Source organism: Streptomyces vastus, assembly GCF_039532825.1.
Classification (GTDB): Bacteria; Actinomycetota; Actinomycetes; order Streptomycetales; family Streptomycetaceae; genus Streptomyces; species Streptomyces vastus.
Map to the genome: position 1 here is coordinate 156,466 of NZ_BAAASJ010000019.1, position 12,931 is coordinate 169,396.

The 12,931-nt window shown below is 69.8% G+C and carries 11 protein-coding genes; 7 read left to right on the forward strand and 4 right to left on the reverse strand.

Annotation, left to right across the window (positions count from 1 at the left end; genetic code table 11):
• Window positions 1-121 precede the first annotated feature (121 nt).
• A complete protein-coding gene (locus tag ABD357_RS08120) occupies window positions 122-1,621 on the forward strand; it encodes a glycosyltransferase family 39 protein (RefSeq protein WP_344388603.1) in 1,500 nt (499 codons plus the stop codon).
• Between the two features lie 65 nt (window positions 1,622-1,686).
• Here ABD357_RS08120 and ABD357_RS08125 read toward each other — a convergent pair whose 3' ends face one another.
• Entirely contained in the window at window positions 1,687-2,412 is a 726-nt protein-coding gene (locus ABD357_RS08125; RefSeq protein WP_344388628.1) for a hypothetical protein, read from the reverse strand.
• Between the two features lie 188 nt (window positions 2,413-2,600).
• Here ABD357_RS08125 and ABD357_RS08130 point away from each other — a divergent pair, with 188 nt between their 5' ends.
• The 4 genes from ABD357_RS08130 to ABD357_RS08145 all read left to right on the forward strand — a co-directional run bounded on the left by ABD357_RS08130 (window position 2,601) and on the right by ABD357_RS08145 (window position 7,276).
• Window positions 2,601-4,400 carry an ABC transporter transmembrane domain-containing protein gene (locus tag ABD357_RS08130; protein WP_344388605.1) on the forward strand — a complete coding sequence of 600 codons (1,800 nt, stop codon included), beginning with the start codon at window positions 2,601-2,603 and terminating at the stop codon, window positions 4,398-4,400.
• Window positions 4,397-6,187 (forward strand): ABC transporter ATP-binding protein, encoded by a 1,791-nt coding sequence (locus ABD357_RS08135; RefSeq protein WP_344388607.1) that lies wholly within the window; start codon window positions 4,397-4,399, stop codon window positions 6,185-6,187. The genes ABD357_RS08130 and ABD357_RS08135 overlap by 4 nt, the downstream gene beginning before the upstream one ends.
• Window positions 6,188-6,478: 291 nt before the next feature.
• Window positions 6,479-6,949, forward strand: coding sequence for a DUF5709 domain-containing protein (locus tag ABD357_RS08140; protein WP_344388609.1), 471 nt, complete (start codon window positions 6,479-6,481; stop codon window positions 6,947-6,949).
• Window positions 6,950-7,003: 54 nt separating this feature from the next.
• Entirely contained in the window at window positions 7,004-7,276 is a 273-nt protein-coding gene (locus tag ABD357_RS08145) for a type B 50S ribosomal protein L31 (RefSeq protein ID WP_344388610.1), read from the forward strand.
• Between the two features lie 5 nt (window positions 7,277-7,281).
• Here ABD357_RS08145 and ABD357_RS08150 read toward each other — a convergent pair whose 3' ends face one another.
• On the reverse strand, window positions 7,282-8,076 hold the full coding sequence (locus ABD357_RS08150) for a metal-dependent hydrolase (protein WP_344388611.1): 795 nt from the start codon (window positions 8,074-8,076) through the stop codon (window positions 7,282-7,284).
• Between the two features lie 154 nt (window positions 8,077-8,230).
• Between ABD357_RS08150 and ABD357_RS08155 the strand changes: the two genes are divergently transcribed.
• Both ABD357_RS08155 and ABD357_RS08160 read left to right on the forward strand, forming a co-directional pair.
• A complete protein-coding gene (locus ABD357_RS08155; protein ID WP_344388613.1) occupies window positions 8,231-10,744 on the forward strand; it encodes a DEAD/DEAH box helicase in 2,514 nt (837 codons plus the stop codon).
• Window positions 10,745-10,763: 19 nt separating this feature from the next.
• Window positions 10,764-11,636: an acyl-CoA thioesterase gene (locus tag ABD357_RS08160; protein ID WP_033322922.1), complete on the forward strand. Its 873-nt coding sequence runs from the start codon at window positions 10,764-10,766 to the stop codon at window positions 11,634-11,636.
• A 4-nt stretch (window positions 11,637-11,640) separates the two neighbouring features.
• Here ABD357_RS08160 and ABD357_RS08165 read toward each other — a convergent pair whose 3' ends face one another.
• Together ABD357_RS08165 and ABD357_RS08170 are read right to left on the reverse strand one after the other, a co-directional pair.
• A complete protein-coding gene (locus ABD357_RS08165) occupies window positions 11,641-12,582 on the reverse strand; it encodes a DUF6397 family protein (protein ID WP_344388615.1) in 942 nt (313 codons plus the stop codon).
• Between the two features lie 152 nt (window positions 12,583-12,734).
• A partial coding sequence (locus ABD357_RS08170; RefSeq protein ID WP_344388616.1) for a hypothetical protein occupies window positions 12,735-12,931 on the reverse strand: 197 nt, incomplete at its 5' end.

The window sequence follows — 12,931 nt, forward strand, 5'->3', positions numbered from 1 at the left end:
AAGCGGGTGTTCTACGGGGAGTTGACGCTGCCCGCAATGAGCCCTCGGGCGATGACTCATCCCTCTCGACGGGTTTCTGCCATGTCAGTACGGTGGTGGGACCGGTTGGCGAGGGGGCGCTATGGATCGGGAACGGGACGATGACGCACCGCACGAGTTGCCTCGTTTCGCCACCGTCCCGGTCGCCTCTCTGGCAGTCGGTTTCGCCGCCGTACTGACCGCGCTGTCCGGCCGGTACGGCTACCACCGGGACGAGTTGTACTTCCTCGCGGCGGGCGATCACCTGGCGTGGGGGTACGTCGACCAGCCGCCGCTGACGCCGCTCATCGCGCGGGCGGCCACCGCGCTGTTCGGGGACTCGACGATCGGGCTGCGGGTCGCGGCGACGCTTGCTTTCGTCGCCGTCGTCTTCCTGGTCGCCTTCCTTGCAAGGGAGTTGGGCGCCGACCGGAGGGTGCAGGTGCTCGCCGCGGGGCTCGCGGACCTGGGCGCGCAGCCGTTGGCGGTCGGGCACATGGTGTCGGCCGCCACCTTCGATCTGCTGGTGTGGCTGGTGATCTGCTGGCTGGTGCTGCGGCTGCTGCGTACCGGGGACAGGCGGTGGTGGCTGCTGGTCGGTCTCTTCGTCGGGGTCGGTCTGCTGAACAAGTACCTCGTGGCGCTGCTGGTAGTGGCGCTGCTCGCGGCTGTGTTCGCCGTGGGGCCTCGGCGGGTGTTGCGCAGTCCGTGGCTGCTCGCCGGGGCCGCAGTCGCCCTGGCGGTGGCGGCGCCCAATCTGTGGTGGCAGGCCGGCCACGACTGGCCGCAGTGGACCGTCGCGAAGGGGATCAGCTCGGACGACGGGACCGAGAACCGGATCCTGTTCGTCCCCCAGCAACTCATCTATCTCTCACCGCTGTTCGTGCCCGTCTGGGTCGCTGGCTGGCTGCGGCTGTGGCGTGATCCGGCGCTGCGCTGGGCGCGGGCGACGGCCGTGGCGTATCCGCTGCTGTGTGTGCTTGTCCTCGGGCTGGGCGGCAAAGGGTATTACGCCGTGCCGCTGCTGCTCGTGATGCTGGTGGCGGGCTGCGAGCCGGCCCTCACCTGGACGCGTCGGTATGGCCGTACATGGCCCATGGTAGCCGTCGCGCTGAGCGCAGCGATCAACGCGACGGTGACGCTGCCCGTGCTGCCGCAGAGCGCGCTCGCCGTACCCATGGCGCTCAACAAGGAGCAGGGAGAACAGGTCGGTTGGCCCGCACTGGCCGACGCGGCGAGTGAAGGGTGGTCCGGGATACCAGCGCGTGAACAGGCGCGCGCCGTGATTTTCACCCAGAACTACGGCGAGGCGGGTGCCCTCGACCGCTACGGGCCCGCACGCGGGCTGCCCAAGCCCTATTCCGGCCACATGAGCTACGCCGACTGGGGTCCTCCGCCGAACTCGGCCGACGGACCAGTGCTCCTCGTCCGGCAGGAGGACGCGCGCGACATCGAGCGGTACTTCACCGGCTGCCGTCAGGTCGCCCAGGTCGACAACGGGCACGGCGTGGAGAACGAGGAGCAGGACGCGGCGATCGTCCTCTGCTCGGGAACGACCCAGCCGTGGTCAGGGCTGTGGCCCTCGCTCCGGCACTACTACTGAGGACTTGGACTTGTGGCTGGTGAGCTGGTCGTGCCCTGCCGACGGGGAGGTCGACGAAGGGCTTGTCAGGCCTTGAGGTTCGCCTTGTCGCCCATCACCACGACGGGGTGCTTGGCCGGGTCGATGGTGCGCAGCAGGTACTCCATGCCCGACTTGGACAGGCTCACGCAGGCCGACGTACCGCTGCCGTGGTCCATGTGCAGCCAGATGCTGCCGCCCTTGGACTGGCCCTGGGGGCGGGTCGGGTCGTTGGGCGAGGTGCCCTTGACGCGGTTGTAGTCGATGGCGATGACGTAATCGAAGTCGTGCCAGTGCGACTTGGCCCAGTAGCGCGGGGCCTGGAAGCCCACAGACCGCGTGTACGGGAGCCCCGCGCCCGGATCGGGGAGGACACCGCCCGCGTCGCTTAGGGTGAACACGCCGACGGGGCTGCGGTTGTCGCCCTCGCGATGGTCGGTGGTCCAGCCCTTCTTGCCGTTGTGCCCCTGCCAGCTGCGCGTCTGGTCCCACGTGGAACCGGACTTCGTGTAGAGGACGATCCTGGACTCCGCCGAGTCCTTGCCCTCGCCGTAAACCGCCACGACCTGACGGGAGTTGGCCGGAATCTGCTTCCGCAGCCTGTCCCCGACGTCGGGAATGCGCTTGAGGTCGACGGTGCGCGCCTGACGCGGCCGGTCGCTCGACTTCGCTCCGCTCTCGCCGTCCGAACCGCCGCAGGCCGTCAGAGACATGAGAACGGCACCACAGGCCGCGGCCGCAACTGTCGTACGCATCGCACCGCCGAATCGCATGCGATCCATCGTCGCACCCTGCTCCGGACGATTGCGCCCGCCACCGTGGTATCCCGGCCATATGCGGGCGGTCAGGGCCGAATCTTTGCCTGGCGGCGAAAAACCGTTTGCCTGCGGACACGCTGTGGCGCGAACCTTTCACAGTTTGTTGCCTCCCCCCACCCCGTTCTACGAGCCCCTGGGACGTCATGCAGATTCAAGACCTTCCGTATCCCGACCCGGGTGTGCCCGACGCCCGCTCGGGACCCCGATTCCTGGTGTGGCTCGGCCGGAATCAACTCGGCGGACAGCTGAAGTCCCTGGCCTGGGGACTGCTGCACTTCCTCTCCGTGTCCGGGCTGCCCTTCTGTGTCGGTTTCGCCATCCAGGCCGTCGTGGACCGCTCCGGCGCACGGCTGGCTCTGGCGGGTGGGCTGATCGCGCTGTGCGGGCTCGGTATCGCGGTGGGCGACACCATGCTGCACCGGAGCGCGGTCACCAACTGGATCACCGCGGCCGCCCGCGTCCAGCAGCTACTGGCCCGCAGGACCGCCCAGTTGGGCTCCGCGCTGACGCGACGCGTGGCAGCCGGTGAGGTGGTCGCCGTGTCCACCGGCGACGTGGAGAAGATCGGCTGGTTCGTGGAGGCCGTGTCGCGGTTCACCGCGGCCGCCCTGACCATCGTCCTCGTCTGCGTCACCCTGGTCGTGTACGAGCCCGCGCTCGGGATCGTCGTCGCCGTGGGCGTGCCCGTCCTGGCACTCGCGGTGCTGCCACTGCTGCCGCGCGCCACCAGACGTGCCGACTTCCAGCGCGAGAAGGCGGGCCGCGCCACCGAGCTGGCCTCGGACACGGTCGCGGGTCTGCGCGTGCTGCGCGGCATCGGTGGCGAGGAGCTGTTCCTGGACCGGTACCGCAGGGCCTCGCAGGAGGTACGCCACGCCGCCGTCCGCAGCGCCCGTATGTGGTCGCTGATCGCCGCGGTCCAGGTGCTGCTGCCCGGTCTGCTGCTGATCGCGGTCGTCTGGCACGGCGTGAACCTGACCCGCGAGGGCCGGATCACCGTCGGTGAGATGGTCACCGTGTACAGCGCCGTCATGATCATGTCGTATCCCCTGCACCACTTCGTGGAGATCGCGATGGCGTACTCCTTCTCCCGGCCGTCCGCGAAACGTGCGGCCCGGGTGCTGGCGCTGGAGCGGGCGATGGACAGCAACGGCTCGCGCGAGGCGGTCGCGCCCGCCGGGGATCTGTACGACCCGGCGACCAAGCTGCTGGCTCCCGCCGGACAGCTCACCGCCGTGGTGTGCGGCGACCCGGACGCTTCGGGTGTGCTGGCCGAGCGGCTCGGCGGGCACGCCGCGGACTCCTCGGAACTGCCGTCCGCGCTCCTCGGCGGCGTCCCGCTGGACGAGCTGCCGCTCGTCTCCGCCCGCACGGCTGTCCTCGTCCAGGACAAGGACCCGGTGCTGCTGTCCGGAAGCCTTCGCGAACTGCTCGACGTGCCCGCCTCGGGCGGCGTAAGCGCCGAGGACGCGCTGGCAGCCGCGCAGTGCGGTGACGTCCTGGACGCGCTCGCCCAGGGGTCGCTGCACGCCGAGGACCCGATGGACACCCGGATCACCGAACGCGGGCGCTCTCTGTCCGGCGGCCAGCGCCAGCGCCTCGCGCTCGCGCGGTCCCTGGTCACGGACCCGGAGGTACTCGTCCTTGACGAGCCGACGTCCGCCGTGGACTCGCACACCGAAGCGCGGATCGCCGACGGCATCCGGGCGCTGCGACAGGGGCGTACGACGGTGGTCTTCACCTCGTCCCCGCTGCTCCTGGACCACGCGGACCGGGTCGTGCTCGTCCATGAGGGCGAGGTCGCCGCGGTCGGCCTGCACCGCGAACTGGTGCACAGCGAACCCCGGTACCGCGCCGTGGTGACCCGTGAGACCGAGGACGAGGCCGCCGCAGTCGCCATGGACCACCTGGAAGCACTCGAAGAAATCGAGGAGACCGCATGATCGGCGTGGTGCCACCGGCCCACGACCCGGCGGCCCCGACGACGGCGAACACCCTGCCCGTCGGCGCCCCCGCGACCGTACGCGCCTACGTGACCGAACTGTTCCAACGGCACCGCCGGGCCTTCGTGCTGCTCATCACCGTCAACACGGTCGCCGTCGTCGCCTCGATGGTGGGCCCCTACCTGCTGGGCTCCCTCGTCGAGCGAGTCTCCGACAGCGCCGGCGCGGCGCGCGAACTGCATCTGGAACGCACCGCCGCGATCTTCGTCCTCGCGCTGGTCGTCCAGGCCGTCTTCGTACGCCAGGTGCGGCTGCGTGGCGCCATGCTCGGCGAGCGCATGCTTGCCGACCTGCGCGAGGACTTCCTCGTACGGTCGGTGGGGCTGCCGCCGGGTGTACTGGAGCGGGCCGGGACGGGCGACCTGCTGTCCCGGATCACGACGGACATCGACCGGCTCGCCAACGCCATGCGCGAGGCCGTGCCCCAACTGGCCATCGGCGTGGTGTGGGTGGCGCTGCTGCTCGGCGGGCTCGCCGTGACCGCGCCGCCGCTCGCCCCCGCCGTGCTGGTCGCCGTCCCGCTCCTTGTGGCCGGCTGCCGCTGGTACTTCAAACGCGCACCGTCGGCCTACCGCTCCGAGGCCGCCGGGTACGCCGCCGTGGCCGCCGTCCTCGCCGAGACCGTGGATGCCGGACGCACCGTCGAGGCGCACCGCCTGGGCGAGCGCCGCATCGACCTGTCGGACCGGCGGGTCAAGGAGTGGACCGCCTGGGAGCGGTACACCCTGTGGCTGCGCTCGGTGCTCTTCCCGGTCATCAACATCACGCATGTCACGGTCCTCGGTTCGGTCCTGATGATCGGCGGGTTCTTCGTCCTCCAGGGCTGGATCGGCGTCGGCCAGCTGACGACGGGCGCGCTCATCGCGCAGATGCTCGTCGACCCGGTCGGCCTGATCCTTCGCTGGTACGACGAGCTGCAGGTGGCCCATGTCTCGCTGGCCCGGCTGGTCGGCGTCCGCGACATCGAGCCGGACGCCGGTGACGGGTCGCTGGATCCGGACGGGCGCGAGGTACGCGCCGACCGCGTGCACTTCGGCTACCGGGAAGGAGTCGACGTCCTGCGCCAGGTCTCGCTGGAGGTCGCGCCGGGCACCCGACTGGCCCTGGTCGGCCCGTCCGGCGCGGGCAAGTCCACGCTGGGCAGGCTGCTCGCCGGCATCTACGCGCCCCGCATCGGCCACATCACCCTGGGCGGCGCCGAACTGTCCGGGATGTCCGCCGAACGCGTCCGCTCCCATGTGGCGCTGGTCAACCAGGAACACCACGTTTTCGTGGGGTCCCTGCGCGACAACCTGCTGCTCGCCCGTACGGATGCCGATAACGCCGAGCTGTGGGCGGCCCTCGGCGCGGTCGACGCCGATGACTGGGCGCGGGCGCTGGACGACGGCCTGGACACCGAGGTCGGCTCGGGCGGGCTTGGCCTCACCCCGGCCCAGGCCCAGCAGATCGCGCTGGCCCGGCTGGTGCTCGCCGATCCGCACACGCTGGTCCTGGACGAGGCCACCTCGCTCCTCGACCCGCGCGCCGCCCGCCACCTGGAACGCTCCTTGGCCCGCGTCCTGGACGGCCGCACCGTGGTCGCCATCGCCCACCGGCTGCACACCGCGCATGACGCCGACGTCATCGCCGTCGTCGAGAACGGCCGCATCAGCGAACTCGGCAGCCACGACCAGTTGGTCACCGCCGACGGTGCGTACGCCGCGCTGTGGCGGTCCTGGCACGGGTGAGTCGATGCTGCTCCGGTGCCCGGTCCGCCTGTCTTCGGGCGGACCGGGCACCGGCCGTTCCGGTGGCCGGGCAAGGGCTCGTGCGCTCGTGTGCGGGCGGGCCCGGCCGGTGGTCGGCTCCGTGGCGTTGCGGTGTGTCGACAAGGGGTGGAAGTCTGGATATCGGCACGGGCTCGGGAAGCGCACAGGCACCACCCGGTTCCGTATGAGCGAGGCGCCTGAGCCCAGCGGCCACGCTGCCGTCGCCGAACGCGGTGGCAGCGGGTCGGCCCGCATCACCTGGAGGTACCCGTGGACAGCGCCGACGGATGGGGAGACGACGTCTACCAGCCCGACGAATCCGAGGTGCAGGACGACGCGGGGCTCCTCGACGCCGAGGACACCCTGGAATCCGACGGGGTGAGCGACCCCCTGGACCGGGGCTGGTCGCCGCCGGAGCGGCCGTGGGCCGTGGAGCGCAGGGACGTGACCGCGGCCGAACGGCTTCGCGGAGAAACGCTGGACGAACGCCTCGCGGAGGAGCTGCCGGAGGTGGCGCCGTCCGACGGGGACGGCATCGGCGACAGCCTCGATTCCGACGGCGAGCCCCTGGACAATGAGGTGGGCACTGTCCGCTCCGGACGTCTCGTGGCTCCGGACGAAGGTGCGCACGGGGACGAGGAGAGCAGGCTGATCGCCACGGATGTGGGCATCGACGGCGCCGCCGCCTCGGCGGAGGAGGCCGCCATGCACACCGTGGACGAGGACGCCCAGTACGGCTGATCCATAAGCACCGGGCCTCTGCCCGCGCACCGACTCCCCATGCGAGGAGCACATATGCAGCAGGACAAGCAGCCCGACCACCCGGTCGTCTTCCGTGACCGTGCCGTCGGCTACGCCTTCCTCACCCGGTCCACCGCTACCAGCGACCAGACGATCGAATGGGACGACGGCGGGACGTACCCCGTCGTCGATGTGGAGATCTCCTCGGAGAGCCACCCCTTTTACACCGGCAAGGCACGCACCGTGGACACGGAGGGACGGATCTCCCGCTTCGAGAAGCGGTACGGCGGCGGGGGCCCGGCCCCGGGCGGGGACGACGCGGCGTAGATCGCTCAGATGACGTTGAGCGCTGCCGCGCAGCCGACTCCGCCGAGCAGCATGAACGCCGGCATCAGCACCTTCAGCTCGACCCAGCTGCCCGCCCGGAACCGCATCGGCTTGGGCGGCCCCACCGGGTACCACCGCTTGCGGCCTATGGGTATCGGCCACAGGATCGGGCAGCCTGACACCGTCAGCGCGTCCCCGATGTCGTGCACCAGCGCGCCGAGGACGACCGGCAGCCCCAGCCACAGGTACTCCTGGCCCGGCGCCGTGAACAGCCAGTCGGAGCCGTTGCCCGGCTTGTCCAGGACACCGGCGAGGATCCAGGCGCTGGTCGCGGCCAGCAGCCAGACCAGGACGTCGGCGCTCTGGCCACGCGTCGCCCGCCACAGCAGACCCTCGATGGCGAGCACTATGTGCACGAAGAGGATCGCCAGGACCGCCCAGCGCTCCCCTGTGATCGCGATGACGGAGGTGCCCGCACCGATCAACGCCGCCCACAGCCAGGTGTGCGTCAGGGTGCGGTGCCCGCCCGAGCGACGTGGATCGCCCTGCTTCTTCGTCCCCTTGTAGACGGCGTACGAGAGTTTGTCGACGATCTCGCACAGGCCCCGTGAGAGGGGCCCGAAGGCCCGCGAGATGGTGGCCGCCTTGTGGTCGAGGTCCGGGGCGAGCGCGGCGCCGGCGCAGATCAGCGCGCCGACCAGGAGGACCGGCCAGGGCATCGTGTGTCCGGCCGCCGCCGCCGCGGCTCCGACGCCCAGCCAGGCCGCGGCTCCCGACAGTGAGTGTGCTGGTCCCATCATGGCCGCGCCCCGCCCCATTCCTCGTGTACTTGGTGTACTCGCGCCCAGTTGTCCCTGTGCGCTGATGCCTCGTCGGCGCCACAGCGTAGCGTTCGTGATCTTCCCGTCGGTAACCGATTCCCTCATTGCCGGGGATCACAGGCAAGATGGGGACGTGACCCTTATCGATCAGCTGCCGCAGACCGCAGATCCCGACGCCCTCTACGAAGCCTTCGAGTCGTGGACCGGGGAACGCGGTATCGCGCTCTACCCGCACCAGGAGGAGGCGCTGATCGAGGTGGTGTCGGGTGCGAACGTGATCGTGTCGACACCCACCGGATCGGGCAAGAGCCTGATCGCCGCCGGTGCGCACTTCGCGGCGCTCGCCCGTGACGAGGTCACCTTCTACACAGCACCGATCAAGGCGCTCGTCTCGGAGAAGTTCTTCGAGCTGTGCAAGCTGTTCGGCACCGAGAACGTCGGCATGCTGACCGGTGACGCCTCCGTCAACGCCGACGCCCCCGTCATCTGCTGCACAGCCGAGGTCCTGGCGTCCATCGCGCTGCGCGACGGCAAGCGGGCCGATGTCGGCCAGGTCGTCATGGACGAGTTCCACTTCTACGCCGAGGGTGACCGCGGCTGGGCCTGGCAGATCCCGATCCTCGAACTGCCGCAGGCCCAGTTCATCCTGATGTCGGCCACGCTCGGCGACGTCTCGATGTTCGAGAAGGACCTCACCCGTCGGACCGGCCGCCCCACCGCGGTCGTCCGCTCGGCGACCCGGCCGGTGCCCCTCTCCTACGAGTACCGGCTGACGCCGCTCACGGAGACGCTCACCGAGCTCCTCGAGACCAAGCAGGCTCCCGTCTACATCGTGCACTTCACGCAGGCCCAGGCAGTGGAGCGGGCCCAGGCCCTGATGAGCATCAACATGTGCACGCGTACCGAGAAGGACCAGATCGCCGAGCTGATCGGCAACTTCCGCTTCACCACCAAGTTCGGCCGCAATCTCTCCCGTTACGTGCGGCACGGCATCGGTGTGCATCACGCCGGCATGCTGCCCAAGTACCGGCGACTGGTGGAGAAGCTGGCGCAGGCCGGTCTCCTGAAGGTCATCTGCGGCACCGACACCCTCGGTGTCGGCGTCAACGTCCCCATCCGCACGGTGCTGTTCACCGCTCTGGCGAAGTACGACGGCAACCGTGTGCGGACGCTTCGTGCGCGTGAGTTCCACCAGATCGCGGGCCGTGCCGGACGAGCGGGCTTCGACACGGCGGGATTCGTCGTCGCCCAGGCTCCCGAGCACGTCGTCGAGAACGAGAAGGCCCTCGCCAAGGCGGGCGACGACCCGAAGAAGCGTCGCAAGGTGGTCCGCAAGAAGGCTCCCGAGGGGTTCGTCGGCTGGACGGAGAACACCTTCGAGAAGCTCATCTCCTCCGATCCGGAGCCGCTCACCTCCCGCTTCCGGGTCACGCACACGATGCTGCTGTCGGTGATCGCCCGGCCAGGCAACGCCTTCGACGCGATGCGCAATCTGCTGGAGGACAACCACGAGCCGCGCAAGCAGCAGTTGCGGCACATCCGGCGCGCGATCGCCATCTACCGTTCGCTCCTGGACGGCGGCATCGTCGAGAAGCTCGACGAGCCGGACGCCCAGGGCCGCATCGTGCGCCTGACGGTCGACCTGCAGCAGGACTTCGCGCTCAACCAGCCGCTTTCCACCTTCGCCCTCGCCGCGTTCGAGCTCCTGGAACCCGAGTCCCCTTCCTACGCGCTGGACATGGTCTCCGTCGTCGAATCGACCCTGGACGACCCCCGGCAGATCCTCGCCGCCCAGCAGAACAAGGCCCGTGGCGAGGCCGTGGCGGCGATGAAGTCGGACGGCGTCGAGTACGAGGAGCGGATGGAGCGGCTCCAGGACGTGACATACCCGAAGCCGCTGGAGGAGCTCCTCTTCCACGCGTACAACACTTACCGCAAGAGCCATCCGTGGGTCGGCGACCATCCGCTGTCGCCGAAGTCCGTCATCCGGGACATGTACGAACGAGCCCTGTCCTTCACGGAGTTCGTCTCCTTCTACGAACTCGCCCGCACTGAGGGCATCGTGCTGCGCTACCTCGCCAGTGCCTACAAGGCGCTTGATCACACCGTCCCGGACGACCTCAAGTCCGAGGATCTTCAGGACCTGATCGCCTGGCTCGGCGAGATGGTGCGGCAGGTCGACTCCAGCCTCCTCGACGAGTGGGAGCAGCTCGCCAACCCGGAGGAGATGACGGCCGAGGAAGCCCAGGAGAAGGCCGACCAGGTCAGGCCGGTCACCGCGAACGCACGCGCCTTCCGCGTCCTCGTCCGTAACGCCATGTTCCGCCGTGTCGAGCTCGCCGCCCTCGACCAGGTCGAGGAACTCGGCGAGATGGACGCCGAGTCGGGCTGGGACGCCGATGCCTGGGGCGAGGCCATGGACAAGTACTGGGACGAGTACGACGACCTCGGCACCGGCCCCGACGCACGCGGCCCCAAGCTGCTGCTCATCGAGGAGGAGCCGCAGAACGGTCTGTGGCGCGTCCGCCAGACCTTCGCCGATCCGAACGGCGATCACGACTGGGGCATCAGCGCGGAGATCGACCTCACTGCCTCCGACGCCGAGGGACGTGCCGTCGTCAAGGTCACCGACGTCGGCCAGCTGTGAGCTCAGGAGAATCTGACACATGACGAACCCAGCGGAACGACTCGTCGACCTGCTCGACCTGGAGCAGATCGAGGTCAACATCTTCCGTGGACGCAGCCCGCAGGAGTCCTTGCAGCGGGTCTTCGGCGGGCAGGTCGCGGGCCAGGCCCTCGTCGCCGCAGGCCGCACCACGGACGGGGAGCGGCCTGTGCACTCGCTGCACGCGTACTTCCTGCGCCCGGGCCGCCCGGGTGTGCCCATCGTGTACCAGGTTGAACGGGTCCGCGACGGGCGGTCGTTCACCACGCGCCGCGTCACCGCCGTGCAGCAGGGCCGCACGATCTTCAATCTGACCGCCTCCTTTCACAAGCCTGAAGAAGGGAGCTTCGAGCACCAGTTGCCGCCGGCCCGCGAGGTCCCGGATCCTGAGTCGCTCCCGACCGTCACTCAGGAGATCAAGGAGCATCTGGGCGAGCTCCCCGAGACGTTGGAGCGCATGGCCCGGCGCCAGCCCTTCGACATCCGCTACGTGGACCGGATGCGCTGGACCCCCGAGGAGGTCGAACACGCCGAGCCGCGCAGCGCCGTGTGGATGCGCGCCGTCGGCCCCCTGGGCGACGACCCGCTGGTCCACACCTGCGCGCTCACGTACGCGAGCGACATGACCCTCCTGGACGCCGTCCGCATTCCGGTGGAACCACTCTGGGGCCCCCGCGGCTTCGACATGGCCTCTCTGGACCACGCCATGTGGTTCCACCGGCCGTTCCGCGCCGACGAATGGTTCCTGTACGACCAGGAGTCGCCGATCGCCACGGGTGGCCGAGGTCTGGCACGTGGGCGCATCTACGACCGGGACGGACGGATGCTCGTCTCGGTCGTCCAGGAAGGGCTGTTCCGCAAGCTCGAGGCCTGACGGGTCAGGGGCTTCTGCGGCGCAGCCATCCGAAGAGGCCGCGGGAGCGTTCCGGTTCCCCGACGCTCTGCCGCTCCTCGATCAGCCCTGGTTCCTGACTAGCACGCGGTGTCTCGGCTCCCCTCGGTGTCGGACGTGGGGCGGGCCGGTCCTGTCGTGCCTCCTCGATCGCGTTCGCCAAGTCACTGCCGAGCCAGCTGATCTCGTCCGGGTCCTGCGCCGTTGTGATCCGTGCGGCGACGTGGGCGGCGGGTGATTCCGGAGCGCCGTGGGCCCTCTGTTCGGGGTGGAAGCGGTCCAGATAGGCACGTTCGTACGGGTCCTCGATGATCTCCGCGACCTGCACGGGATCCAGCAGGGACGCCACTGCCGCGGCGCGCGCCCAGGGATCCTCGGTCTGCCGCAGCAGAAAACCCACGTGCCGTCCCCGCCAGTTGCGGGCCCGCAGGTCCACGCCCGCGTCCAACTGGCCGCGCAGACCCTCGGGCGTACGGCCGCTCAGCAGCGGGGCGTTGTCCTCGCTCGCGGCGAACTGCCGCAGTTCCTCGGCCAGATACAGCCAGACCACAGCCCTGTACCGGTTCAGATACCACTTGACGGGCGCGATCAGGCCGAGGCGTGCGAACCGCGTGAACCGGGCTGCAGACACCCCCATGAGCGCCGCGCCCTCCGCGGTGCCCACGGCCTTGACGCGCTCGCGCAGCGCCTCGGGAAAACCGGTTTCGGAACGCACCCGGTCGATCTCCGCCCGGGCGACGCGACGGCCTCCGCCCCCTTCGTCGGGAAGGGTCCTGATGCATCCGAGCCGGACGGCGAGGTCGAACTCGCCTCGTTTCAGGCCCAGTTCCCGCGCCGCACGGCTCGGCGCGAGCGACGGCCGCACCGCCGCCGCGGCGGCCGGGGCGGTGGTGGGCAGGACGGACTGCGTGATGGTGTTGCCGGACATGATGGTTCTCCCCCGTGCAGCGACATGCACTTGCGTGCCTTTGCCTTGCTTGCGCCGTATGCGTGCGCTCGCTTCGGGAAAAACCGTAGCCGGTTTGCCGTCCCGCCCGCCTGACCTGTGGATAACTTGGAGCGGGTCAACGTCTTTGCAGGTCAGCGACTCAGCGCACCTTCGGTGCGCGCCGGGGGCGTGGTAAATGCCGTGGCACGCGCCGGAGGTGCTTCCGTCTGCCCTGACGTGGGCCGATGCCGGTCCGGGACGCTGGAGAGGTTCGTTCCGGCCGAAACCGAGGCTTCTGTGATGCCGGTGAGCTCGCAGGTCAGCATGGTGCTGGGGGCCGTCCACGGGC